This window comes from Hymenobacter puniceus, from assembly GCF_014333525.1.
In the GTDB taxonomy this organism is placed as follows: domain Bacteria; phylum Bacteroidota; class Bacteroidia; order Cytophagales; family Hymenobacteraceae; genus Hymenobacter.
On the sequence record NZ_JACSCX010000002.1, the window covers coordinates 500,793 to 524,456 of the forward strand.

22 protein-coding genes are annotated in these 23,664 nt (G+C 60.0%); 6 read left to right on the plus strand and 16 right to left on the minus strand.

Features of this window, described 5'->3' with window-relative positions:
• Positions 1–53: 53 nt before the first annotated feature.
• The 8 genes from H8B14_RS07220 to H8B14_RS07255 all read right to left on the minus strand — a co-directional run bounded on the left by H8B14_RS07220 (position 54) and on the right by H8B14_RS07255 (position 5,993).
• Positions 54–464: a response regulator gene (locus tag H8B14_RS07220; RefSeq protein WP_187314941.1), complete on the minus strand. Its 411-nt coding sequence runs from the start codon at positions 462–464 to the stop codon at positions 54–56.
• The gene (locus tag H8B14_RS07225) at positions 461–1,276 is read right to left on the minus strand and encodes a sensor histidine kinase (RefSeq protein ID WP_187314942.1); all 816 of its coding nucleotides are present in this window, start codon (positions 1,274–1,276) and stop codon (positions 461–463) included. The genes H8B14_RS07220 and H8B14_RS07225 overlap by 4 nt, the downstream gene beginning before the upstream one ends.
• A gap of 281 nt (positions 1,277–1,557) precedes the next feature.
• On the minus strand, positions 1,558–2,247 hold the full coding sequence (locus H8B14_RS07230) for a hypothetical protein (RefSeq protein ID WP_187314943.1): 690 nt from the start codon (positions 2,245–2,247) through the stop codon (positions 1,558–1,560).
• 73 nt (positions 2,248–2,320) lie between these two features.
• Complete coding sequence (locus H8B14_RS07235) at positions 2,321–2,797, minus strand: hypothetical protein (RefSeq protein ID WP_187314944.1); 477 nt, start codon at positions 2,795–2,797, stop codon at positions 2,321–2,323.
• A gap of 262 nt (positions 2,798–3,059) precedes the next feature.
• The gene (locus tag H8B14_RS07240) at positions 3,060–3,389 is read right to left on the minus strand and encodes a hypothetical protein (protein ID WP_187314945.1); all 330 of its coding nucleotides are present in this window, start codon (positions 3,387–3,389) and stop codon (positions 3,060–3,062) included.
• A gap of 144 nt (positions 3,390–3,533) precedes the next feature.
• Positions 3,534–3,821 carry an exodeoxyribonuclease VII small subunit gene (gene xseB / locus H8B14_RS07245; RefSeq protein WP_187314946.1) on the minus strand — a complete coding sequence of 96 codons (288 nt, stop codon included), beginning with the start codon at positions 3,819–3,821 and terminating at the stop codon, positions 3,534–3,536.
• A 157-nt stretch (positions 3,822–3,978) separates the two neighbouring features.
• Entirely contained in the window at positions 3,979–5,322 is a 1,344-nt protein-coding gene (gene xseA, locus H8B14_RS07250; RefSeq protein ID WP_187314947.1) for an exodeoxyribonuclease VII large subunit, read from the minus strand.
• A 56-nt stretch (positions 5,323–5,378) separates the two neighbouring features.
• On the minus strand, positions 5,379–5,993 hold the full coding sequence (locus H8B14_RS07255) for a DUF3575 domain-containing protein (RefSeq protein ID WP_187314948.1): 615 nt from the start codon (positions 5,991–5,993) through the stop codon (positions 5,379–5,381).
• 164 nt (positions 5,994–6,157) lie between these two features.
• Here H8B14_RS07255 and H8B14_RS07260 point away from each other — a divergent pair, with 164 nt between their 5' ends.
• Positions 6,158–6,922 carry a glycosyltransferase gene (locus H8B14_RS07260; protein ID WP_187314949.1) on the plus strand — a complete coding sequence of 255 codons (765 nt, stop codon included), beginning with the start codon at positions 6,158–6,160 and terminating at the stop codon, positions 6,920–6,922.
• A gap of 108 nt (positions 6,923–7,030) precedes the next feature.
• Positions 7,031–7,660 carry a lipid-A-disaccharide synthase N-terminal domain-containing protein gene (locus H8B14_RS07265; RefSeq protein WP_187314950.1) on the plus strand — a complete coding sequence of 210 codons (630 nt, stop codon included), beginning with the start codon at positions 7,031–7,033 and terminating at the stop codon, positions 7,658–7,660.
• Between the two features lie 67 nt (positions 7,661–7,727).
• Here H8B14_RS07265 and H8B14_RS07270 read toward each other — a convergent pair whose 3' ends face one another.
• Positions 7,728–9,425: a glycosyltransferase family 39 protein gene (locus tag H8B14_RS07270; protein WP_187314951.1), complete on the minus strand. Its 1,698-nt coding sequence runs from the start codon at positions 9,423–9,425 to the stop codon at positions 7,728–7,730.
• 6 nt (positions 9,426–9,431) lie between these two features.
• Positions 9,432–10,445 (minus strand): GDP-mannose 4,6-dehydratase, encoded by a 1,014-nt coding sequence (locus tag H8B14_RS07275; RefSeq protein ID WP_187314952.1) that lies wholly within the window; start codon positions 10,443–10,445, stop codon positions 9,432–9,434.
• A gap of 243 nt (positions 10,446–10,688) precedes the next feature.
• Between H8B14_RS07275 and H8B14_RS07280 the strand changes: the two genes are divergently transcribed.
• The 3 genes from H8B14_RS07280 to H8B14_RS07290 all read left to right on the plus strand — a co-directional run bounded on the left by H8B14_RS07280 (position 10,689) and on the right by H8B14_RS07290 (position 15,015).
• The gene (locus H8B14_RS07280; protein ID WP_187314953.1) at positions 10,689–12,275 is read left to right on the plus strand and encodes an ArnT family glycosyltransferase; all 1,587 of its coding nucleotides are present in this window, start codon (positions 10,689–10,691) and stop codon (positions 12,273–12,275) included.
• A 147-nt stretch (positions 12,276–12,422) separates the two neighbouring features.
• Positions 12,423–14,534: a M13 family metallopeptidase gene (locus H8B14_RS07285; protein ID WP_187314954.1), complete on the plus strand. Its 2,112-nt coding sequence runs from the start codon at positions 12,423–12,425 to the stop codon at positions 14,532–14,534.
• A 118-nt stretch (positions 14,535–14,652) separates the two neighbouring features.
• Positions 14,653–15,015 (plus strand): hypothetical protein, encoded by a 363-nt coding sequence (locus H8B14_RS07290; protein WP_187314955.1) that lies wholly within the window; start codon positions 14,653–14,655, stop codon positions 15,013–15,015.
• 157 nt (positions 15,016–15,172) lie between these two features.
• Here the strand turns inward: H8B14_RS07290 and H8B14_RS07295 are convergent, their stop codons facing one another.
• The 3 genes from H8B14_RS07295 to H8B14_RS07305 form a co-directional block, all read right to left on the minus strand.
• Positions 15,173–15,922, minus strand: a complete 750-nt coding sequence (locus H8B14_RS07295; RefSeq protein WP_187314956.1) for a peptidylprolyl isomerase — start codon at positions 15,920–15,922, stop codon at positions 15,173–15,175.
• Positions 15,923–16,060: 138 nt separating this feature from the next.
• Positions 16,061–16,954, minus strand: coding sequence for a manganese catalase family protein (locus tag H8B14_RS07300; protein WP_261989930.1), 894 nt, complete (start codon positions 16,952–16,954; stop codon positions 16,061–16,063).
• A 125-nt stretch (positions 16,955–17,079) separates the two neighbouring features.
• The gene (locus H8B14_RS07305) at positions 17,080–18,333 is read right to left on the minus strand and encodes a zinc dependent phospholipase C family protein (protein ID WP_187314958.1); all 1,254 of its coding nucleotides are present in this window, start codon (positions 18,331–18,333) and stop codon (positions 17,080–17,082) included.
• Between the two features lie 248 nt (positions 18,334–18,581).
• Between H8B14_RS07305 and H8B14_RS07310 the strand changes: the two genes are divergently transcribed.
• A complete protein-coding gene (locus H8B14_RS07310) occupies positions 18,582–19,619 on the plus strand; it encodes a hypothetical protein (RefSeq protein ID WP_187314959.1) in 1,038 nt (345 codons plus the stop codon).
• 154 nt (positions 19,620–19,773) lie between these two features.
• Here H8B14_RS07310 and H8B14_RS07315 read toward each other — a convergent pair whose 3' ends face one another.
• The 3 genes from H8B14_RS07315 to H8B14_RS07325 form a co-directional block, all read right to left on the minus strand.
• Complete coding sequence (locus tag H8B14_RS07315; RefSeq protein ID WP_187314960.1) at positions 19,774–21,594, minus strand: hypothetical protein; 1,821 nt, start codon at positions 21,592–21,594, stop codon at positions 19,774–19,776.
• Positions 21,595–21,712: 118 nt separating this feature from the next.
• A complete protein-coding gene (locus H8B14_RS07320) occupies positions 21,713–22,240 on the minus strand; it encodes a CinA family protein (RefSeq protein WP_187314961.1) in 528 nt (175 codons plus the stop codon).
• 116 nt (positions 22,241–22,356) lie between these two features.
• Complete coding sequence (locus H8B14_RS07325) at positions 22,357–23,649, minus strand: amidohydrolase family protein (RefSeq protein ID WP_187315248.1); 1,293 nt, start codon at positions 23,647–23,649, stop codon at positions 22,357–22,359.
• Positions 23,650–23,664: the final 15 nt, after the last annotated feature.

The following is a 23,664-nucleotide window of genomic DNA, read 5'->3' on the forward strand; positions in this document are numbered from 1 at the left end:
CTTTGCTGAATGGATAGGACCAAGTTACTCAGCTACTCCATTACTCAGTTGCTCTACCACGTAGCCAGGGCCGGGCGCGACTCGTTGTTGTTATAGGCGGCCAGAATGGCGCCACGTACTTCTTCCGGGCTGGCGTTTTTGAGCAGGTAGCCGTGGGCACCTTCGGCTTTGAGGCTTTCAATCAGCTCGGGCTCGTCGTGCATGGAGATGATGATGACCCGGATGCGGGCATACTGAGCGCGCAACAGCCGCACCGTCTGCAGGCCATCGAGGTTAGGCATCTGCAGGTCCATCAGAATAACGTCGGGTAGGTTGCCCTGGTCGAGGCGCTGGAGCAGTTCCTCACCGTCGCCGGCTTCGAAGAGTACTTCCATTCCGGGAAAGCCACTGATGAGAGCCCGCAAGCCCTTTCGAAAAAGAATATGATCGTCGGTTACAGCAAGGCGGATAGTGGGAGGTGTCATAGAACGGCAGAAAGTGTAGAGGGCTGATTGGTAGAAATATACGGAATGGGGCAGGATATCCAAACGCGGCTTCCGCTCCCGGTTTCCGACTCGTAGCGAAGGGTGCCCTGTAGCACGGCTACCCGGCTGCGCAGGTTGGTGAGGCCGTGCCCGGTGCGGGCGCCGGGCAGCGGCGCTGCTTCCACCAGCGCCGGGTCGAAGCCGATGCCGTTGTCGGAGTACTGCAGGGAAAGTGTGTCGGGACCAAAGTCGACGACAATGTGAATGGTTTCGGCGTGGGCGTGGCGCAGGCCGTTGCCCAGCAATTCCTGCACCACGCGGTATATAATCAATTCGTACTTGGGGTCGAGGCGGCGGGGCTGGCCGCGCTGCTCCAGTGTGAGGTGCGTGGCGCCATCAGCCGGAACGGTGCGGGCCAGCGCATCCAGTGCAAAGGGCAGCCCAAACTTCTGCAGTGCGGCCGGCAGCAGGTTGCGCGAAATGCGCCGTACTTCCGTAATGGCCTGGTCGAGCAGCGTGGTGGCTTCCTGCGTGTAATGGGGCTGCCCCAGGGTGCTTAGGTGCAGCTTTACAATGGCTAAGGTGGTGCCCACGCCGTCGTGCAGGTCGGCGGCAATGCGGCGGCGCTCTTCTTCCTGCGCCAGCAAAGCAGCTTCCAGTGCCTGCTGCTGCCCCATTTCGCGGGCCAGCCGCAACTGCTCCTGCTGCCGGAGCAGCCGCCGCTGGTAGCGCAGCACAAACGCCACGATGCCCAGCGCCAGCAACAGCAGCACCGGAGTAGCCAGCAGCACCGGAATCAGCCAGTTATTCATGCGTGCAAAAGAAACGAGGGCCGGGCGGCGCAGATAGGTAGCAGGGCAGGCAGCAAGAAGACAAAAGCGAGGAAGATAGAAAGTAAAGCTACTGGATTTTGCCCCGGTAATCCCAACACGGCAAACTGCCCCTTCGTGCTTTGCTTATGCCAGCTGACCGGAAAAGTACGGTGCTCCATCTGAAATCACCACAGTCCAGCTACAATTTCAAGTAGGCTGCTGGCGGCTATCTGCGGCTGGTGTGCTGGCAAGGAGAGCCGCCGGGAACGGGCGGCGGCGGCTTAGCCGAGGGCGCGGCCAGGACGGCTCGCCAGCCAGAAGGCCCGCGTCAGGAGTAGGTGTAGCCCCAGATTAACGACGCTCAGCCCTGCATACGCCAGGCGAAGCTCGGGACCCGGAATCAGGTGGCTCGTCAGAAACAGCGTTATAGTACCCGAATAGAACAGTAGGAACCCTACACTGACTACAAACATGGCATCCTGCCAGAGGCTGGTGGAGCGCAGTTCCAGCAAGATCTGTTCGAAATACAGCAGTACCAGCCCGATAATCAGAATGTGCTTGAGCAGGGTAGTATAGGTGTCATTGAAAATAAGAGTTTGCGTGATGGCCTGCCACAGGTGGCTGAGCACGAAGAAGTCAAACAGCGCCAGCCCCGTAAATACTGTTCCAATCAGGGGAAAGTAGCGCTGCCAGGGCCACCGTAGCGTGTGGTAATAGGCCGCCCCGATAAACCAGAATTCCAGAATGCTAATCAGCTCATTTACTCCATTATTGTTATGCCAAGCCAATCTGGCGTATTCGCTGAAACCCATCAGCACCAGCCACATCAGGCAGCAATTAACCAGGATGCGCAGGTTGCGCGGCAAGCTTCGCCGCCACAGCAGCCCCACCACCACCGGTAGCAGAATGGACGCCTGACAGACGAGGTACAGCACCCGCAGCCAGTACATGATGTCGCTCAGGTCTGGCATAGTAAGCGTAGCAGGAAGTACAAACGATCCGTAAGAGGCCAGCCTTACTAGCTTAAACGGCGGCGGAGCGGCTCTACGGCCGCGGCAAAGCCGGTTGTTGAGCCGTGGACGCCGTTAGCGGCTCCACGGCCAGCTGCGGCTGCCGTCCCGCCAGCCAGAAGGCCCATGCAATAAGCCCGTGCATCACTATGTTGAGCACAGAGTTAACGGCGAAGGCTACGTAGCCTTGGAAAAGAGCATTCTGGTTGAAAAAGTAGTCTCGCATCACTAAAGACATGACCGTGCCGGCGTAGTACAGCAACAGAGCCACGCTGATGACAAACATGGGGTCGCGCTCCAGCCGGACATTGCGCAATTCCCGTAGCACCTGCTCGAAATACAGCATAGTCAGCACTACAACGAGGGCGCTTTTAAGCACAATCGTATAGGTAATTGCCTGCATCAGGCCGTGCAGGACAAAAGTATCGAGCAACGCAAACGCCGTGTACAGAATGCCCAGCAGCAGAAAATAGCGGCGAAAACGGAACCGCAACACTCGGTGGTAAGCCACTCCGATAAACCAAATTTCCAGAATGGCTACTGCGTCCCATACGGCATGATTGTATCCCCAGACTTTGCCGCAAAAAGTGCCGAAAGACATCATTATCAGCCACATTATGCAGCAATAAAAAATGATTCGGGACGCAGGCGCCAGCTGCTGCCGCCGCTGAAAGCCGGTCACTATCGGCACTAGGATTGACGCTTGGCCAAAATACATTAGCCCATACAGCAGTTGTGTAAGCGTAGCAGAGTCCGGCGGCAACATGGCAGTATTAGTGCTGTAATGGGCTATCTACATGAACGGGAGGGGTGCCTAGCCCATCGTCGAATATCTTATTGCCGTCGTCTACCAAGTCGGTGGAGGAGTTGGCACTGACCAGTACCATCGTGTCTGCGCTGCCGTTATTGGCCAGGTAGATGCGGATTCCTTTGGTGTTGGGCTGGGCCATGAGTTCCGTAAAGACGCTGCTGGAAAAGTACACGGAACGCAACTTGTTTGGGTTATCGTGCTGATAGGTGGCAGTCCAGGCTTCTGCCTGGGCAAGAGTGATAGTAGTACCGATGAGTTCCTCGTCGGAATCGGAGCGGAGCGAAGGGTTCATGCGCAACAGGTAAACGGTGTGTAGAGTAGCAGAGCGGAATGGAACAAAAACAGTATGGATTTGAGCCATTCAAATATAGGTGAAAGCCCATTGTATGCAAGCCGCTCATTTTTTCTTTACCGGTAGCCGGCCACTGCGCCGCCGCTAGAACAGCAGGCCGCCGCTGGCGTCGCGCGGGGTTTTGGGCACGCGCCTAGCGGCGGGAGCGGGGGCTGGTGCCTCCGGTTCCGGCAGCTCCTCGTCCTGGTCGAGGTTCTCAAAAACCCGGTCGATGGCGTCTTCAGCGGTGCGCAGCTTCTGCTTGCAGAGGCGGATGAGCGTGGCCGAGCGCTGCACGCGGGCCGTCAACTCGTCTACGTCCACGGTATCGGTTTCCAGGGCCCGCAGAATGGTTTCCAGTTCGGCTATGGCGTCGCGGTAGGTTGTTTCCATTTGAGTGATGGGGTAATGGGGTTATAAAGAACGTCATGCAGAGGCGCCGCCAAAGCACCTCGCCAGTATGCTGATGAATGGTACCACAACGTCAGCACGCGAGATGCTTCGCTCCGCTCTGCATGACGTTCTATTTTGTGACTCCTTTCCGGTCGCCTCATCTCTTCCCCGCCATTTCCAGTAGCCGGATTTCGGCGCGGTGCAGCAGGCGCTCGGCGGCCAGCTGCAGTTGAAAGCGCCGGGCCAGCAGCTGCTCGCGGCGGCGGCGGTGCAGGTAGCGGAAGCGCCGGGCCAGCAAATTGCCCAGGCGGCGCAAGTGGCGGTGCTGGCCTTCGGCGGCGGCGTGGGCGGCTCGCTGCACTGCCTGGCGCTGCTGGCCGAGTTGCAGCTCCTGCTGCCGCAGGCGCTGCCGGGCCAGCGGTGCCGTGGCGCGCACCCGCTGGCGTAGCGCCGAATGATGGTCGTGCAGGCAGCTTTGCGCCGATTGGTGCGTACGTCGGCCCAGCCTGTCCAAGTGGGCGGCGGCGGCGTACAGGCTCTGCTGCGCCAGCTCCTGTACCCGGCCCCCGTATCCGTCAAACACGGCATCGAGGCGGGCCAGCCTATCCGAGAGGAAGGCGGCCACGGCAGTCGGCGTTTTCAGGGCCAGATGCGCGGCCATGTCCACCACGGCTTCATCCCGCTCGTGCCCAATGCCGGTGAGGATGGGTAGCGGAAATGCGCCAATAGCCGCCGCCAGCCCGTAGTCGTCGAAGGCCAGCAAATCGGTTTTGGAGCCTCCGCCCCGGATGATAACCACCGCATCGAACCGGTGGCGGTGGGGCCGGATGGTGTCCAGTGCTGCCCGGATGCTGGCCGGCGAGTCGTCGCCCTGCATGGCCGCCGGAAACAAGGTCAGCGAAAACGCATACGCCGACTCCTCCAGCTGGCGCACGAAGTCCTGGAAGCCCGCCGCCGTCGGCGACGAAATAATGGCCAGCCGCTGCGGGGCCAGCGGCAGCGGCAACGCCCGCTGCCGTTCCAGCAAGCCCTTTTCTTCGAGCTTGCGAATGGTTTCGAGTCGCTGCCGGGCCAGCTCGCCCACCGTGTAGGTGGGGTCGAGGTTAAGCACATCGAGGCTCAGTCCGTACTGCTCATGAAACTTGATCTGCACCCGCAGCATAATTTTCAGGCCGGGGCGCAGCTCCTGGCCGGTGTGCTCGGCGAAGGCCGGGGCCAGCTGCTGGTAGCGCTGGCTCCAGATGGTGGCGCGGGCCTGAGCCTTAAGCTGGGCGCCGCGGCCGGTCTGGTGCTGGTCGGTGAGGGTGAGGTAGCAGTGGGCGCCGGCAAAGCGCGGCAGCGTGAGGTCGGCAATTTCGGCCACAACCCAGTAGGAATCGGCAAACCGCTCGGTCAGGGTCTGCTTCACGCGCAGCAGCAACTCGGCCAGTGGCAACGCCACAGGCGGTGCAGAGGTGGGCGGCAAGCCTGGGTCGGAACGGCGGTTGTAGAGCGGTGGCATGGCAGGTAAAGGTAGGGCCTGCGCGCCGCCCATGCCAGCGCATTCTAGCGCAAACGTCAGGGGCGGGGCAATGGCTGGAACCGGTAGCCCACCTGCAAGCCCGCACCGGCTTGCACTTGCACGCTCTGCGTGCCACCCACCGGAGATGGTGGACGCCACACGCTGACTCCCAGAAAGCTGTCCAGTATCAGGCGGCGGCCCAGGGCACATTGCCGGCCCGCCAGCACTTGCACCTGTATAGAGGCACGGTGGAAGCTGGCGTTGTTCTGCGGGTATTTCAGGTAGTTGGTGTTGCTGTTGTGCTGGGTGGCTTGCAGATTGGCACCCGCAAACCAACCCGTCAGGGGCTTAGGATGGCGGCGGCGGAAGTAGTGGCGCAGCTGTGTCCCCACCGCGTAGTACCGATCACGCCTCATGTAATCATCCTGGACGTAGCCGCCTCCATTGTCGATAAGGGCGAAGCTTTCGTACGAGGAGCCGTAATAGCCTACGCTGCCCAACACCGACCACTGTGCCGACAGCTGCCGCTCGTAGCCTAGCGTGAAAACTCCGGGAATAAGGCCATGTGTACCCAACTTAATAAGCCGGGGAACCGGTGCGGTAGTAATAGTGGTATCGGGTGCGGGCGGCAGTGTGGCGGCACCCAAGGCTAGCGCATAGAAAGCGGACATACAGATGTAGAAATAGCCAGCAGAAATAACAGAGCTAATCCTATACGAACTTCAGCAGCGAATATTGTGGCTGCTACAGACTGGGGCGCCCGCAACTTCAGGCCGGATCTGCCAGTATGGGTTGCGTATCTTTGCCGCTGATTTTTTGGTCTGCTCCCGTATTTATGCCCCAACCGCCCGCCTCTGCCACCTACCTGACCCAGCAAACCCTCACTGTGCTTGTGCCGGTGTATGACGAAGAAGAGAGTTTGCCGCAGTTTGTGGTGGAGATGGACAAGTTCCTGGCCCAGACGCCGGTGCCAACTACTGTGCTCTTCGTCAACGACGGCTCCAAAGACAACTCGTTGGCGCTGCTGCGCGACATCACGCGCCGGAACCCGGCTTACCACTTCATCAGCCTGAGCGAAAACCGGGGTTTGAGCACGGCCATCAAGGCGGGCGTCGACCACTGCCGCACCACGCTGGTCGGCTATATTGATTCCGATATTCAGACCACGCCGCTGGACTTCCTGCAGTTCTTCGAGTTTCTGCCCGAGTACGATATGGTGAACGGCATCCGGGCCAAGCGCCAGGATACGGTGGTGAAAAAGCTGTCCTCGAAAATTGCCAACACCGTGCGCCGCACGCTTATCAACGACGGCATCGAGGACACAGGCTGCCCGCTGAAAATCATTAAGATTGAGTACGCCCGGCGGCTGCCGCTGTTCCACGGCATGCACCGCTTCCTGGGGGCGCTGGTGCAGCTGCAGGGCGGCCGCGTGAAGCAGCTGCCGGTGCGGCACTTTCCGCGCTTCGCTGGCACCGCCAAGTACAACCTCTGGAACCGCGCCTGGAAGCCGCTGGTCGACACATTTGGCTTCCGCTGGATTCGGAGCCGCTGGAAAAACTATGAGATAGGGGAGAATAGTCAATTAGATATTAAGAATTAAGAATTCCGTGGCTGCGCGTAGAGCATAGGAATAGTGTGGGCAGGCAGGTAGGCTACATAAGGCTTCAGCCAATTTTTAATTCTTGATTCTCAATTTTTAATTCAAAAGATGGAGCGACTTGCGCTGGGTATTGGCCTCACCTCGCAGCTGCTGTTCAGTAGCCGTATTGTGCTGCAGTGGGTACAGAGCGAGCGGGCCAAGCGGGTGCTGGTACCCACGCTGTTCTGGCAGATCAGCCTGATTTCGTCGTTTCTGATGATCATCTACGGCATGCTGCGCCACGACCCCGTGATTCTGGCGGCGCAGCTGGTCAGCTACGCCATCTACATTCGCAACCTGCAGCTGCTGGGCGAGTGGCGTAAGCTTAGCGCGCCGTTTCGGGTGGGCGCCTACGTGTTTCCGGTGGCTATGCTGGCGTGGTTTGGCGTCGGCAACCAGCACTTTAGCTTGCGGGCCATGCTAAGCCACGGCATTCCGGCTGGGGTGCTGCTGCTGGGCGCGGTGGGGCAGGCGGTATTCCTGCTCCGGTTTGTGTACCAATGGCTGTATTCCGAGCGCAAAGGCGAGTCGGTGCTGCCGCTGGGCTTTTGGGTGGTGAGCTTTGTGGGCTCGGTGCTGATTCTGACTTATGCCATCCTGCGCCGTCCCGTGGATATAGTGTTGATTGTGGGCAACATCTTTGGAACCGTGGTGTACGCCCGCAACATCGTGCTGCTGCGCCGGGAGTTACAGGGGTAGTTGGTTTTATAGGTATTAGTTGCTGGTTGTTAGTTGATACCAATATTGACAACTGACAACCAGCAACTCATTTGGGCTCTACGATAGTGACACGCCAGAAGCCGCCCTTGCGGTTGCGGTCTAGGAAGAAGCTGTCGGCGACATGCAGCCGTACCTGGTTGCGCCAGGCGGCGGGCAGCTGCCGGGCCACTTTGGCGCCGGTTAGCACAGCTACCGGGCGGGTAGGGCGCAACAGTACCGAGTCGGCGGAACGCGGCCAGGCTGGTGCCGCCCGGCCGGCGCGCCATATTTCCTTGATGTGCAACTCTTCCAGCGTGTACCAGGGCAGGTGCGCCAGTGCCGGATTGCGCTGCAGCACATCGGAGCGGCGCAGCCCGGGTTCGGCTTTGCGCTCCGACCATACGGCGTGCGCCGGCAATAGCAACGATACCAGCACGGCCATGGCCGTAAGTGCCACGCCCACCACAAAAGTGGGCTGCACCACTTGGCGCAACGCCCGGCCCAGCACCCCGGCCAGCCCCCAGAATAGCACCACAGCGCATCCAAAGGGCAGTGAGCCAATGCCAAAGCCCGGCAGATTGGCTACGGCCATAGCTACTGGCACCGTGGCGAACAGCAGCGTCAGCAGACCTGCCCAGATGCGCAGCAACCTAGCTTCCGGCTGTAGCGTGGGTTGCTGGCGCAGAAGTGTCTCGAAATGGCGCAGCAGCCCGGCTACCAGCATGGCCAAGGGCGGCATCAGGGGCAGCATGTAACGTTCCTTTTTTTCGGGCACTAAGCTCAGCAGCAGCAGCGAGAGCAGCAACCACGCCAGCACAGTGCCATAGGGGACATAGCGGCTGGCGCGCGGCCGTGCAAACGGCACGGCCAGCACTGCCACCGCCACGGGCGCCCAAATGCCCGCAAACACCGGAAAGTTCAGGTAATTCCAGAACGGGCGGGAATGGCGGTCCACCCACGAGGTGGCTTCCAGCCGGGCTATGGCCAGCGCCGCCGGTGCTACCGTATCTTGAATGGTAAGGTACGCCGGCCAGGACAGACCTACTACCAGCCCCAGTACTGCCAGCAGCAGCAGCCCACGCTTGCGGGCCAGTGTAAGCGGGCCTCGCGCCGGGTTCAGGCGTGGCACCCCAAAGCTCACCAGAAACGGCAGCAGCATAGCATAGGGCGTTACAGGACCTTTGCTCAGGATGGCACCGCCCAGCAGCAGCCCACTAAGCGCAAACCACCAGCCGCTGCCTTTGACCGCATTCCAGGCCCGGGCCAGCGCCCAGAGGGTGCCTACCAGCAGACTGTTGGCAAAAATGTCCCAATGGCCTTCGCGCCCGACCGTAATCATGAGCAAACTGCTGGCCAGCACCAGTGCCCCCAGCCAGGCCGTGCGGCCCGGTGCCTCACTTTCGCCGGGCAAGTGGCGGGTCAGCTCCCGCATCAGGCCCCAGAAGAAAAATACCAGCAGTGTGGACATAACAGCTGCCGGCAGGCGCAGCAGCGCGGGGTTGGCCGGCTGGCCCGTAAGCTTGATGACACCGGCCACGGCCCAGGTTGGCAAGGGCGGTTTGGCCAGGCGTAACGCGCCGTTCATCGTCGGGATAATCCAGGATCCGCCGGCCGCCATTTCGCGGGCTGCTACAAAATTACGGGCTTCCATCAGGTTCACCTCGGCATTGCCTAAGTGCACAAAAAAGGAAAACACGCACACCAGCGCCACCAGTGCCACCCGTAACCGCGTGCTTTCAAATGCAGCAAAAGAACCGGTAAGCATGCGGGCCTAGGAACGAGAGGTGAGGGGCACCGAAGCCAGATCAGCGGGCGCTGCCTGCGTGTCCAGCCAGCCAATGAACTGGCGCAGCCCTTCGGCCAGCGTGGTGCGCGGCTGGTAGCCCAGCAGGCGCCGGGCCTTTTCGCTGTCGGCGTAGGTGATGTCTACGTCACCGGCCTGAGTGGCCTGGAACTCTAGCACCGGTTTCACCCCCATTGCTTGGCCGATGGCCGCCACCAGTTCCAGCAGGGGCACAGGCTGGCTGTTGCCCAGGTTCACGGTTTCATAAGTCTCTGGGTGGGTCAGCAGGTACTCCAGTCCCCGCACGATACCGTCAACGGTGTCGGCCACGAATGTGTAGTCGCGGGCCATGCTGCCATCGCCGTATACCGGAATGGGCTGGCCGGCCCGCAACAGGCGCGCAAACTTGTGGATGGCCAGGTCGGGGCGCTGCCGCGGGCCATACACGGTGAAAAAGCGTGCGTTGAGCACACTCATTTTGTACAGATGGTGGTACGTAAACGTAAGCTCCTCGCCGGCCAGTTTGCTGGCAGCATAAGGCGAAATGCAACGGGCCAGCAGCGGCTCATCCTCGCGAAATGGCGTACGTGGCGTGTTGCCATACACCGACGACGACGACGCAAAAAGCAGCGTTTTAACGTCTTGCTGCCGCATCCATTCCAGTAGGTGCGTGGTGCCGAGTACGTTGTTTTCCATGTAGGCCGCCGGCTCGCGCAACGACGGCCCTACACCGGCTTTAGCCGCCAGATGAATTACGGCATTGTACGTAATACCGGCCGGCAAAGCAGCTGCCAGTGCTGCCGGGCCTTGCCGCAGGTCGGCCTGGCAAAAGGTGAAATTCAGGTACTGCTGCAGCTTACCCAGGTTATCTTCTTTGATGGTCTGGCTGTAAAAAGGGTCGAAATTATCAAGGCCAACCACCTGATAGCCATCAATTAGTAGCCGTTCACAAAGATGAGAGCCAATAAATCCGGCCGAACCGGTCACTAATACAGTACGCATGCAGCAGCAATAGAATGAGTCCGCCAAAGGTCGGGAAGTTCGGCAACTAACAGACAGAACAGGTATTGATGCAGTAGTGAGCTGTTTCTGTACGCTGCCAGTGCCTTTGGCGATGAATAGACGTGAGGATGCGCAGTTTGTTTTAATTTTATTTTAATGAATCAATCTGCGTCTTCTTCTGCCGGCATTTCCGCCAGCTCTCGGTATTGGCTTTGGGGGTTTGTATTGCTCCTGGCTGTTAGTATGTTATGCGGCCTGAATGCCTGGGGGCCGCTGGAAAGCAGTGAGGCGCGATACGCCGAAATCGGACGCGAGATGTTGGCCAGCCACGACTGGCTGCACCCGCGGCTGCTGGGTATCGAGCACTTTCATAAGCCACCGCTCACGTATTGGCTGACGGCCGTTGGGCTGGCTATAGCTGGCCCGACGGCGCTGGGCGTGCGGCTGCTGCCGGTGCTGGCCGTGCTGGCGCAGGTGCTGCTGGTGTACGGCCTGGGCAAGCTGCTTTTTGGCGGCAACCAGACCCGGGCCCGCACGGCAGCCATCATCTACGGCACGCTGCCGGTAGTGCTGGTGTCAGCCTTCAACGTCACGACGGATGTGTACCTGGCCACGCTGGAGCTGGGTGCCGCTTACGGCATCCTGCGCCACTACCACAGCGGCCGCTGGTGGGGGCTGTATCTGTTCTGGCTGGCGCTGGGGCTGGCGTTTCTTACCAAGGGCCCGGTTGGATTTGTGCTACCTCTGATGGCGGTGGTGGCGCACTACTTCCGGCGCGGCCAGGCGCGGCGGCCTTTCACTTGGCACCATGCGCTGGGTATCGGGCTGTCTGGGCTGGTGGGCCTGACGTGGTATTTGCTGCTGCTACGGGAAAATCCGGCGTTCCTGCGCTACTTCGTGGTGGGGCACACCATCGACCGGTTTGCCAGCGCCGAGGCTTTCGACCGGGCCAAGCCATGGTGGTTTTATCTGGTGCTGGCCCCCGCTACCAGCTTGCCGTGGGCGGTGGTGCTGGTAGTCCAGGCTATCCGAACGGGTTGGGCTGGCTTACCGCAGCTGTGGCGCAATGTGCTGGTGTTCTGGGTGCTGGTGCCGCTGGTTTTTTTCTCGTTGTCGCAGTCCAAGCTGCTGCTCTATGTGTTGCCCATGTTTCCGGGGGTAGCGCTGCTCACGGCCTACTACCTGCACGAGCTATCTGAAAAAGCTGCCCACCGCTGGTACCGCGGCTTGCTGGTGCTGTGGGCGCTGCTGCTGCTGGCACTGGCCGTGTTGCCGGCCGTGGCCGGGCCCCTGCAGCTGGCTCTGGCGCCCACGGCCACTCTGCTGCCAGCGCTGGGGTTGGCCATTTTGGCGCTGAGCGTATGGCGTAGCCGCCAACTGTCTTCGGTGCTGCGGCTGCTGCCCGCTGCAACCATCTTTACCGCCACGCTGGTGCTGGCAGCGAAGCCTGTTTTACAACAGAATGAAGTGAAATTTCGCGGAACACGGCCAGTGGCCGCACTGCTGCAAGCGCACGGGCTGGCCAATCGGCCGGTGCTTGTATACAATGAGCTGCTGCCTTCGCTGGCTTTTGCGCAGGGCCGTATTCCGGTTTCGCTGTATGCCGGCAATTCTCATTTGCAGCGAGAGACGCAGTTTGAGCGGGACACGCGCTGGCGCCAAACCAACATAAGCGTCTTCAATTTGCCGCCTGCTCGCCTCGATTCGCTGCTGCGTCTGCAGCCGGTGCTGTTGGTGCGGGGTGAAGCAGCTGTAAACGAAAACTGGCTGGGCCAGCGCTTCTCTCATCACCTGGATCTGCCGCCCTGGCGCGTGTACTACAACTGGTAACGATAGGTGTAACTCCGCAAAACGGGGTGGTGTCTGTTTGAGCCTATAGCAGGGGCGGCAGTTGTTTGGTCTGCAAAATTGCCGCGCTATTGCCTGTTTCCGCGTACTTTGGCTTTCCCAATCAGACTTTCCACCAACTCAATTCCCATGAAAAACCGCAATACGCTGACGCTGGCTGCCCTGGCTGCTACCGGACTGGCCCTGTCGGGTTGTGCATCCGGTACGGCACCCACGGCTGCCACTACTGCGCCGGTTGCTGTGCCTTCCACTCCCACGGAAGCCCCTGTAGTGCCTGGTATTGGCCTCAATGTGGCCAACCGCGACCTGTCGGTGTCGCCCTGCGACAACTTTTTTCAGTACGCTTCGGGCTCGTGGCTGAAAAACAACCCGATTCCGGCTGCTGAAACGCGCTGGGGCTCTTTCAATGAGCTGGCCGATAAGAATAACGCGGTAATGCGTCAGATTCTGGACGAAGCCGCTGCCAACACCTCGGCCGCTAAAGGCACCAATGCCCAGAAAGTAGGCGACTACTATGCTTCGGCCATGGACTCGATGGCCATTGAGGCCGCCGGCCTGAAGTTCCTCAAGCCCGAGCTGGACCGTATCAACGGCATCAAAGACCTGAAGGGTTTGCAGAGCGCCGTAGTACGGTCCCAGAAAATCCAGACCGGCGCTTTCTTCAACGGCTACGTCGGCCAAGACGATAAAATCAGCACTCAGTACGCCGTAAACCTGTATCAGGGTGGCCTGAGCTTGCCCGATCGGGACTACTACCTCAAAGACGACGCCCGCTCGAAAGGTATCCGCTCGGCTTACATGACCTACCTGGTCAACACGTTCAAGATGCTGGGCGACAACGACGCCGCAGCTGCTAAAAACGCGGCCACGGTGCTGCGCCTGGAAACGCGCATGGCCAAGGCCAGCAAGAGCCGCGTGGACCTGCGCGACCCCTACGCCAACTACAACAAGATGACGGTGGCAGCTGCCAACAAGCAGTTTCCGAACCTGAACCTGCCCGTCGTGCTCCAGCAAATGGGTCTGGGCGCGGCCAAAGAAGTAATTGTGGGCCAGCCCACTTTTTTCAAGGAAGTAAGCACCATGATGAAGGCCGAGCCATTGGCCGACCTCAAAACCTACATGCGCTGGCACCTGGTAACGTCGGTTTCGTCGGCGCTGCCCAAGGCCTATGCCGATGAGAGTTTCAAGTTCACGCAGGTATTGAGCGGGGCCAAAAAGCAGCAGCCGCGCTGGAAGCGCATGTTGCGCTCCACCGACGGCGCCCTGGGCGAAGCGTTCGGCCAGCTCTACGTGGACAAGGCCTTCACGCCCGAAGCCAAGCAGAAGGCCCTGGCCATGGTCGACAACATCAAGGCTGCCCTTGCCGAGCATATTCAGCAGCTGGAATGGATGAGCCCCGCCACCAAGGTGGAAGCTATGAAGAAGCTGAATGCCTTCACCGTGAAAATCGGCTACCCCGACCAGTGGAAGGACTATTCGGCCCTCACCATCTCGCGGGAAAGCTACCTGAAAAACGTGCTGGCTTCGCGCGAGTGGGCCATCAACGACAACGTAAAGAAATTCGGGAAGCCGATTGACCGCAAGGAGTGGGGTATGACGCCGCCTACGGTGAATGCCTACTACAACCCGAGCATGAACGAAATCGTGTTTCCGGCCGGCATCATGCAGCCGCCGTTCTTCGACCCCAAGGCCGACGATGCGGTAAACTACGGCGGTATGGGCGCGGTAATCGGCCACGAAATTACGCACGGCTTCGACGACCAGGGCCGGCAGTACGACGCCGAGGGCAACCTGAAAGACTGGTGGACCAAGGAAGACGCCGAGAAGTTCGACGCCCGCGCCGCCATCGTCGGCAAGCAGTTCGATGCCTTCTCGCCGCTGGACTCGGTGTACGTGAACGGCAAGCTGACCATGGGCGAAAACCTCGCCGACCTGGGCGGCCTCAACATTGCTTACACGGCTCTGCAGAAGCAGCTCCAGAAGCAATATGGCAGCAACCCGCGCCCGAAATACGACGGCCTGACGCCCGAGCAGCGCTTTTTCCTGGCCTACGCCCAGATCTGGCGCACGAATGCCCGCCCCGAGTACCTGCGCCAGCAGGTGATGACCGATCCGCACTCCCCGGCTCAGTTCCGCACCAACGGCCCGCTCATGAACATGCCCCAGTTCTACGAGGCTTTCGGCTGCAAGGAAGACGCCAAAATGGTGCGCGTGCAAACCGAGCGTGCCAAAATCTGGTAGTCGGTAGCGCCGTTTGCTTAAGTGAAAAAGGCGGCCCGCACGATGCGGGCCGCCTTTTTTGTGCTGCAGTAGGCCGAGTGATGCCTAACCACCAGCAAACTGCAACGTATCTTGCATCATGCCTAAAATCTTCCGCCTACTGGCGTGGCTGCCGCTGCTGGCTGCCTGCTCCCGCTCTGAATCTGTGCAAGAGCAAGTTGCTGATCCGCAAGTAGGCGACGTGTACGTGGTGCAGTTTCAGCCCCAGGGCAGCCCGGCGCCGCGCTATTACTTCTACCACCTGTTCCGCGTAGCACCCGACAGTGTGTACCTGCACCCGGCGCGCCAGGACTCGCCCCGCCCCGACGCCGACCTACGCCAGCTAGCCTTCGAGCCGACGCCCAAAACCATTGCCTATACCCGGGCCGAAGTGCGCGAGCTGCTGCTGCCCCAGCCCGGCGACGTCACGAAAAGCCAGCTGATTCAGGTGCGGCGGCCATAGGTGCGTTTGCCAAGTGTAGGCAAGACCAGGATAAAAGAACGTCATGCAAAGGCGCAGCCGAAGCATCTCGCCAATATGGTAGAATCAACTTACTACACTGGCGAGATGCTTCGGCTGCGCCTTTGCATGACGTTCTTTCAATTAGCGGTGAACCACCTTACGGCAGTATCTCCACGCGGATGCCCACGTCCTTAAGGGGCCATTTGTAGGCGTCTACGGGCTCGTTGGCTATCTTATCGATGACGTCCAAACCCTCAGTGACTTCACCGAATACGGTGTATTTGCCATCCAGGGAAGGCACGCCGCCCACGGTGGCATATACGCGCTGCTGCTCGGGCGTGAGGGTGCGGCCAGCCATGGCCTGGCTTTGGGCGGGCGTCATCTTTTCGCCCTGCACGAAGTAGAAATCGGTGCTGGAAGAAAGCTGGCCGGGGTTCTGCTCGTCGTCGTAGCGGGCCATGCCCAGGGCGCCGCGCCGGTGGAAGTGCTGCGGGCGCTGCTCAGGCGGCAGGCGGTAGCGGTTCAGCCGGATGGTGCGGTGCTCAGAAGCGCCGCCCTGCACGGCAAATCCCTTCACCACGCGGTTGAACACGGATTCATCGAATACGCCACGGCGGGAAAGCAGCAGGAAGTTGGCTTTGTGGATGGGCGTATCGTCGTAGAGCTTCACCCGGATGTCGCCGTGGCGGGTGTGTAGCACCACGCCGGAAGCCCGGTACTGCCGGCCGTAGGGCAGCAGCAGGGCGGCCGCCGTACTGTCGCTGAGGGCGGTGAGGGCCGGGCCGGGCGTGGGCTTTTCCTTGGAAACCACGGGCGCGGCCGTTTCTTCCACGGGCTGCTGGCGGTTGCAGCCGCCAGCCAGCAGCACAGAAAGCACAAGCACAGCAGGACGCACAGAAACAGGCATACAGAGTAGATGAGGCAGAAATGAAAGAGGTGGCTACCGTTCGGTAGCCACCTCAAACATACTACTCCTCGGTGGTTTGTGCCTTGCTGTAGGTTGTTTGGCCTGAGTTGGGAACAGTAAGCTGCGAGCAACGAGCGGCTAGAGCTTGATGCCCATCTTTTTGGCCATGTCCATGAACATCTGCGGATCGTACTCGTCTTCGCCGGGTGAATTCAGCTGGGGCTCCTCTTCCAGATCGGGGGCCGGGTAGCCTTCCATGCTGCCTTGAATGAATTCCAGCGGCTGCCCGTCTTCGGGGTGTACGCCACCTTCCCAGATCATGCCGGCCTGCTTGTAGTCGTCTTTGCTGAAGGTGTAAAGCTTGAGGTGCATCTTCTCGTCCATGAACTTCTTGGCGTCCGGAAACCGGTCGTTGCTTAAGTTCGGGATGGGCAGCAGCTTATCCACGGCCACACCGGTCAGCTTTTCGAGGGCGCGGGCGTAGGCCACCACGTGCACGCCGCCGCGTACCAGCAGGTAGCCCACCATCTTGCGGGCCGTAGGGTCGGTCACCATTTCGTATACCCGCATCTTGTTGGCGCGGGCCCCACACTCCAGAAAGAAGTTGTGCAGCAGATCGAGGCGAAGGTTGCCAGAGCTGAACACGTTCTGGCCATTCCAGAAGTGGCCCATCGAGTCCATGGGCAGTGCGGCCTGGCCGCTGGCAATGTAGTGGTGCGTGTTGCGCAGGTCGACGGCAGCTTTCAGCGGCGCTTCGGCCGGGTTGTGGCCCCGCTTGGTTACGCCGGTCAGCAGCAGGTTAATAGCATAGCTGACCACCTCAATGTGGCCGTATTCTTCACCGGCAATACTGGCTGTCAGGTCGTAGAAAGGCCGCAGCTTGTTGCGGCCCCGGAAGTTAAACGACTGATAGGTGTAATTCATCAGCGTCGACATCTCGCCAAACTTGCCACCGAGTAACTCCTGGATGGCAGCGGCGTCGTTGGGCGACGGATTGGTGGGGGTGGGCAGCTCAATCGGCAGCCGATCCATACGTAAGATCATCGGACAAATAGATTAGGTGAAAAGAATAAGGCACCTGCTGCCTCACGCAACAGGTGCCTTATTGCTAACGCCATCTGCTAACTGCCGGACGTACAACTTTTTAGGTCGAGCTTCTACCAGCCGGAACCGGACGGGGTGCCCCAGCCGTCGTCTTTTTTGGCGGCTTTCTTTTTGCGGGCTGGCTCTGCTGCTTTTTCCTTCTGCTTGGCCGTGCCGTCGGCTGTCTTGGTTTTTACCTTCACTTTCTCGGCCGATGGAGCTGGCACAGCCGGCGCTGCGGGTGTACCGGCTGCCGGCGCCGCACTTGCCGGCGAGGTGGTTTCCAGTACGGGTGGCGCCATATCGGTGGCGGCATTAATCTGGTCGGCCTGCACGGCGGTGGCTTGCTTCTGCAGGGCCAATAGCTGCTGCTCTGCCACCAGGCCGTTGTCTTTCCAGGTTTTCAGCTGCGCATCCAGCGAGTCTTTGTCGGCTTTGCCGGGCTTGCGGCCCATCAGCTCATTCAGGTTGGGGCTGCCGCCATCCTTCCAGGCCGTCAGCCACAACGACGAAATGAAGGTAGGCGCCAGCTTCAGGCGGAAGGCCACCATACCGCCTACTTCCTTATGGTAGGCGTCGGCAAAAGCATCAGAATAAAAGCGGCGGGTTTTGCCAAACTTGTGCGAGAAGCTGTATTTGGTTTCGGGCGTAAACTGCCGGGTTACTTTCTCTTCCCGGTCAAAGGTTTCGCCCAGGAAGCCATACGACTCCTGCAGCACCTTCCAAATGTCGTTGAGCGGGTCTTTCACGTATTTGGCTGGGTCCGAGTCCAGCTTGTATTCGGCAATGTGGCGCTCGGGCAGCTTGCTTTCCCAAAGCGAATGCAGGCCCGCCTGGTTGGTGAGCTGGCCATCGTAGTTTTCGGTGGTATGCAGCGGCACGTAGGCATCGGCTACGTAATGGCACAAATCGGCCGAAAGCCGCACAATGGCCACGGTGTCGCGCTGCTTAAAGGCCTGCGTGAGCTGGTCTTTCACGTCAATAATAGTCCAGGGCACGGTGCCGTACTTGCGGAGTGTGTCGGCCGTGTACTTGGCTTCGGCCTTTTCCCAGGCTTTGGGCATGGCCCCGAACGGGTTATCGCCAAAGTGGTCGAGGTCGATGAAGTGCTTGCTGGCTTCCGTAGGGTCAGAGTCACGCCGCTCGTCGGGGGCAATGGACAGGCGCACAATTTCCCGCATGTGCCGGAAATAAAACGACTGCATGCTGGCCGGCAGCGCGTATATCGATATCTGGGCAATGGTGCGATGCGCAAAAAAGCCCCAACCCGGCGACGTAACCGGCACCAGCAGCACCAGGCACAGCAAGAGAAGAAAATGTTTTTTCATGACGGACAGGCAAGTCTGGTAATGACCTTTGCGAAGGTAGCGGATTGACGGATTGCTACGATAACTCCATGATAGATTGCGCGCTAGTTCTGCGTATAAGCAAACCCAATCACGGATTAGCACGACTTTCAACACCGCAGCCCGGCCTGCCGTTGAAGAAGCCTGGCCTGCGTGCCAGGGTGCTAAGCTATACCGCACCAGCTACGCTGCCCGGGCAATTCGCAACAACCTGTGCTAATCTGCGCTACATGACGCTCATCACCAAGAAGAAAATCACCTACGCCATTCAGGAGCCGCTGCGCATTTACCTGCAGCACTACGACCGGGAGGCCTCCCTGCCCATTACGTACCAGGACCTGACCTACAGCAGCGGCTCCTATCCGCTGGCCGACCGCCAGGGCCGCGACACGATGTGGGAAACCGTGGTGTATGAGCCCCAGGCCCTGCGCGAATTGGGCGCTGGCCTGGCAGAAGTGTACGCCTTGCTGAAAACCGGCGGCGACCTGAGCTTCACGGAGCACCTGCTGGCCGACCGGATAGACTATTGCCGCTTCGGCAACTCCAATCCGTTTCGGGTGCGCATCGTCAATCAGCTCAACGACAACTACGACTATTTCTACGTGAAGCGGGCCGACGCTTCGCGGGTGTATGGCCTGGAGCTGGAACATCTGCTTTCGCCCAACAGCCTCAACTACCTGGTTTCCGGCGACACCATTATTGAGGAGCATATCGTTGGGATTCCCGGCGACGATTTCATCCGCGACCGACTGGCTGCGCCGCACCTCAACCAAGTGCGTATTGCCAAGGAATTTGTGAAGTTCAATGAGCGGTGCTTTGCGCGCCTGCTGGGCGATATGCGGGCCTATAACTACGTTATCGACGTAACGCCAGACTTTGAGGACGAGCAGTACCGCGTGCGCGCCATTGACTTCGACCAGCAGTGCTACGAGGGCAAAAAGACCATGTATCTGCCGCAGTATTTCAAAGACAACCGCGCCGTGGTGCAGCTCTGCAGCCGCCTGCTGAACGCCGAAACCACCCGCCAGTACCAGACCGAAGAGCGCGCCCTAATGGCGCGCCGGGCCCGCTCGGAGCGCTACCGCCTCAAAGACCTTATCGACTGCCTGCGCCGCGACGAGGTGTCGCCGCCGGAAAAAGTAGAGCAACTCAAAGAGCAGCTAAGCCAGCACCACCACACCGACCAATTCCGCCGCTGCCGCTCCATGGGCGACATCGTGCGCCTCAACCTGAAGCTCATGCTGACAAAGGGCAGGAGTGACAGGTGATTTTTGATGATGAGGCAATGGAGGGATGAGGAATCTTGCCAGTATGCTAATGCATGGAAACGCAACGTCAGCACGCGAGATTCCTCGCGCTGCTCGTAATGACGTTCTTTCCTGATGACCTCATCACTTCATTACCTCATCACCAAAAACCGCCTCACCGCTCAAAAGCCTCCACACGCACGTCGTCAATGAGGATGCGTTGGGGGCTGTCTGTATTCCAGAAAGCCACGCGGATGTTGTCATAGGCCTGGTCGTGCGGGGCCTCCAGGTCCAGGTAAACTTCGGTGGGCCAATCCTGGCCGACTACGCGCTGCAGCCGGATCATGCCCTCTTTTACCTTCTCGTCGCCGCGGCGGTAGCTCACCAACAGTTGCGTCATTTTCCAGGTGTCCCATTCTTTCTGCACGCACTTGGCGCGGGCGCGCACCCGCACCCAACGCACATCATTCTGGAAAATATCGATGCGGTATTCGGGGCTGGACTGGTGGGCTGGGTCGAGGGCCAGTGAGCAACGGCCCTGCAGTGCGGGCGTGCCGCAGCCAGCCGTAGTGTCCTGCTCGAAATCGGTGTGCCACAGCTCCCGGACATTTTTGCGGTCGGAGTCATTCACCAGCTGGTCGGGGTTGTCGAGCAGCCAAAAGGTGGAAACCGGCACGGCATTGCGGCCTACTACCTGCCAGAAAAACGACCGAGTCATGTCGCCGGCCGCAATCAGGCCGGAGCCGCCGTGGGCCTGGTGCGTCATCCAGAGGTTGTAGTAGATGCCCACCATCAGTACCACCGCAAAAGCCGCCACGCGTATTCGCTGGGCTAGCAGCCAGCTCATGGCGGCGGCCAGCGGCCAGGCCAGCACCGGGTAGCTCTGCACCATGGCGCGCTGCCCCAACGAGCCGCCGTACCACCAAATGTCCCAGGCAAACGTGACGTAGATAAACAGCACCGTATACACCAGCATTGCCCAGAAAACCTCGGGGTGCCGCCGCCACAGTGCCCCGAAGCCCAGCAGGGCCGCCGCCATCAACGGCGAGTAGGTCAGCCATCCACTCCGGAAGCTGAAGATACCGTCCCAGAGGTGGGGGCGCAGCCAGCTGAAGCTTTGGTCGCCGTAGCTGTACACCAGCCAGCGTCCCGTCACGTAGTGCCAGTAGAATAATTGAATGCTGCCAATGGCCACGGCTGCCAGTGCCGCCAGTAGCAGATGGGGCAGGTGCTGGCGCCAGAAAATTAGCCGGGCAGTTAGCACCTGCCGGTTGGGCCGCAAGCCCCATAGTATCGGAATCAGTGAAGCCAGAACTTCGGTAGGCCGGGTTAGGGCCATCAAGCCACACAGCGCCCCAATAGCTAGAGCCCGGCCCAACGTGGGCCGTCTGTAAAACGCCTGTGTAACCAGAATAAGGCCGGCATATAGCGTAAACAGCCAGTTATGGGTCATGGCCGCGTCGATGGCGGCGTAGTTGAGGTAGTTGGAGCCCAGAGCCAGCACCACCAGCGTCAGGGAAGTAGCCGGCTCGCTGAACCGCCGCCGCAACGCCCACCAAACCAGCACAAAGCCCAGGATAGCCACCAGCTCAGCCCCGATCTGTAAGCTCAACTGGTAGGGAGCCGAAAACCCATCGGCGGGGTAGCCCAAAGCTTTGGCGGCCAGGTGGCCGGCTGCAAAAAACGGCAGGCTTTGCACGGCCAGGCCCGCCGGATACTTCATCACCTTATTGCCGCTGGTCGAGTCCAGATAGGCCTGGTTCTGGTACGGGTCGGGGCTGTATTTCTGCGTGATGGCCGGCAGAAAGTCCAGCTTCTTTAGGTCATGGTAAATGAACGTTGCCGGCAGATACATGTAATACCCCGAGGCATCCCAGCTGATCAGGGCCTCTGTCTGGGATTTATTCCAGCGCGGATAATACAGAAACGAAGTCAGTAAGATAGAGGCAGAGCAGAACAGCAGCACCCAAAAGGAAGGAGACTTGCGAAGAGGCATTAGTACAGCAGGTGGCCGATAGGGATGAGCCAGCAAATTGCTCAAAAAATCAGCAGCATGTACCCAGGCAGCAGCAAATCAGGACGCGCCGCAAAACCGGATAGGCCCCGCCGCACTACTATGCCAGCTTTTCCGCTACTGCCTCGTTGGCAAGCTCCTCGGAATAGGTGGTCAGCAGCTCATGCAGCTGCTGGAAGATGAAGTCCACCGCCAGCTGCCGCACCGTATCACAGGAGCCTTCGAACTCCTGGCGCAGCTCGTGGGCCCGCTTCTTATGCAGAATAGTGAAGTACATAGTACCCACAGGCTTGCTGTCTGACTCGGAGGCGCCACCGGCGCACAAACCCGTCACGGCCACGCAGATATCGGCAGTTGGCAGGCGCTTGTGCAGGCCCATTACCATTTCGTTGGTTACCTGCTGGCTTTCGGCAGTGTACAGCGTTAGGGTTTCCTTTTTCACGCCCAGCAGCTGGTGCTTGGCCTCCGGATGATACGTCACCACAGAACCCAGCAGCACTTCACTGCTTCCTTCGGCTTTCACAAACTCGGATGCCAGGAGCCCGGCCGTACAGCTTTCCGCAAAGGCCACCTTGAGCTTGTACTGCAGAAACTTCTTAACTAAAGCATTCAGTTCGGCAGGCTTCATAGCAAAAGAAAAGGATGAGGAAATAGCCTCCTTACGCTGCCGGGCTGGTGCTTGGTTATTGTTGAGTTGCTGTGTTTTGGATGTAAACTGCTGACAATAAAAGTATTGTACTTGTGTTATTCGCTGCGGTATACCACGCCCTGCTTCATCACAAAACGCACGCGCTGCATGGCGTTGATGTCCTGCGTGGGGTCGCCGTCTACAGCCACCACGTCGGCCAGCTTGCCGGGCTCCAGTGTGCCCAGGCTGGGCGTCTGGCCCAGCAGCTCGGCCGCCGATACAGTGGCAGCGCGCAGCGCCGCCAGTGGTGGCATGCCGGCTTCCACCATGTAGCGAAACTCCAGCGCATTCACCCCGTGCCGAAACACCGCTGCGTCCGTGCCGAAGGCAATCTTCACCCCGGCTTTGTAAGCGCGTCCAAACGTGTCCTGCAGCCGCGGCCCAATGGCCAGGGCCTTGGGCGTCACGAGAGCCGGGTAGTAGTTCGGGATTTTGGCCGAGTCGGCTACCGACTTGCCGGCTGTGATGGTGGGCACGTACCAGGTGCCGTATTTCTTCATCAGCTTCATGGTTTCGTCGTCCATGAGTGTGCCGTGCTCGATGCTCGTGACGCCTGCCCGGATGGCGCGCTTCATGCCTTCGGCGCCGTGGGCGTGGCAGGCCACATTCAGGCCTAGGTCGCGGGCAGTTTGCACGATGGTGCGGATTTCCTCCTCAGTCATCTGGGCGCTGCTGCCGTCTTTGGCTACACTCAGCACCCCGCCGGTGCTGGCAATCTTGATAAGGTCGGCGCCCCGCTTGTACTGCTCGCGCACCGCCTGCCGGCCTTGTTCGGGGCCGTTGGCCACGCCTTCGGTGGGGCCGGGCATGCCCATCAGGTCCTGGCGGTAGCCGTTGGTGGGGTCCATGTGGCCGCCGGTGCCCGATATGGCCTTGCCCGCCGTGAAGATGCGCGGCCCCACCACCTGCCCCCGGTTGATGGCGTTGCGCAGGGCAATGTTCACGCCCGATCCACCTAAGTCGCGCACCGTGGTGAAGCCCGAAAGCAGCGTTACGCGGGCGTGAGCCAGTGTGCCGAACGCCACATCGGCCGGGTTCTGAGTGAAGCCTTTCAATTGGTTGTCTTTGCTGGTTTCGCTCTCCAGGTGTACATGGCAGTCAATCAGGCCTGGCAGCACCGTACGGTTTTTCAGGTCGATTACCTTATCAGAGGCATTAGGCGGCGTGGTATAGCCGCGTTCTACGGCTAGCACGAGGCCTTTTTCCACCACCAGCGTCATTTCAGTCTGGGTACGGTCCGAGCGCATGTCCAGCAAGCGGCCGCAGTGCAGATACGTGCGCTGGGCCATGGTGGCAGCAGGCAGCAATAGGGTAGCGGCCAGCAGGCCGGGGAGTAGTTTTTTCAGCATGAGCTTGAAGCGCAC